Annotated in this window: 1 protein-coding gene; it reads left to right on the top strand. The window is 75.6% G+C overall.

The features are described from left to right. Positions 1-1,465: PP2C family protein-serine/threonine phosphatase (locus tag QSG27_RS28895; RefSeq protein WP_306712291.1), on the top strand; the 1,465-nt coding region annotated here is incomplete at its 5' end. Positions 1,466-1,483 lie beyond the last annotated feature (18 nt).

Here is a 1,483-nt window from a genome sequence, read left to right as displayed (position 1 = left end):
CGCGCTGTACGGCCACGCCGGGTCGCTGGCCTGGGCCGACGTGCGCCCCGTCGCGGAGCGCGGCGAGGAGGTGCGGGCGGCCATCGGCGCCCGCAGCTACGGCGTGCGCAAGCTGCGCCTGCCCAAGGTGGCCGGGACGGAGGGGGACGGCGCGCTGTACCTCGTCACCGCGCGCGAGACCACGCTGGCCGCCATGGCCGACAGCCTGCTGGACAGCTCCGCGATCCTGCTGGTGCTGACGGTCCTGGTGGCGGGCACGCTGGGGCTGGACTGGTATTTCCGGCGCGTCTTCACCCCCGTCTACGCCTCCATGTCCGCCCTGTCGGCTCTGGCCGCGGGGGACACCGGCGTCGCCGTGCTGGGGGCGGAGCGCGCCGACGAGGCCGGGCAGCTCGCCCGCACGGTCGAGGTGTTCCGCAGCCGCAGCCGCGCGCTCCGCGACGCGGAGGAGCGGCGCGCCCGCCACTGGCTGCGCCAGCAGGCGTTCATCCGCCGCCAGATGCACCGCCTGTCCGAAACCCTGCCCGAGCAGGGCCGGCGGGAGCTTCTGGCCGACCTCGCCCGCATCGAGGCGGCGTCGGAAGGCAAGACCCCCGGCGGGCGCACCGACGATCCCGGCGCGCTGGCCGTCGCCTTCGAGGTGATGGCGGAGCGGGTGCGCGACCAGCACGCCGCGCTCGACGCCATGGTCCGGCAGCTCCAGGGCGCCCTGGACACCCGGACGGAGCTTCTGGAGCTTCAGAAGCAGTTCGAGATCGCCCGGCGCATGCAGGCGGCGATCCTGCCGTCCGACCTGACCGGCGCCCCCGATCTGGAGGCGTCCGGCCTGATGCGCCCGGCGGCGGAATTCGACGGCAGCTTCTACGACTTCTTCCGGACGGCGGACGGGGCGCTGGCGGTGTTGCTGGGGCAGGTGTCGGGCGGCGGGCTGGCCGCGGGGTTCATGACGGTGACGGCGCGTGCCGCCCTGCGGACGCTGGCGGCGGCCGGTCTGGGACCGGCGGCCTGCCTGACCGGGGCGAACCGGCTGCTGGCGGCGGACAACGCCGCCGGGCTGTCGATCGGGCTGGCGATGGGGATCGTCGCGCCGCGCTCCCGCCGGCTGGTCTTCGCCGCGGCGGGCGTTCCGGAGCCCTTCCTGCTGCGGCGTTTCGGCGACGTGGTGGATCTGCCGGTGGCCGCCAACCCGCCGCTTGGCCTCGATCCCGCGATGACGGCGGTGGAAACGGCGCTCGACCTGCCGGTTCCCTCCACGCTGGTGCTGTGCAACGGCGGGCTGCTGGACGGGGAGAACCGCTTCGGCGTGCCGTTCGGGCGGGCGCGGCTGACCGGCATCCTGGGCAATCTGGACGATCTGTCCGCCGCCAGCGTCACCGCGGCGGTGTCCGCCGGTCTGGCCGAGCATGCCGGCGGCGCCGCGATGGCGGTGGACCGGCTGTGCGTCGCCCTGCGGGTGCGGGCATGAGGGCGGGGCGCCGCCTCG

Origin of the sequence: Azospirillum isscasi, from assembly GCF_030849505.1 — a bacterium.
GTDB classification, from domain to species: domain Bacteria; phylum Pseudomonadota; class Alphaproteobacteria; order Azospirillales; family Azospirillaceae; genus Azospirillum; species Azospirillum isscasi.
This window is presented reverse-complemented; position numbering and strand designations above follow the sequence as displayed.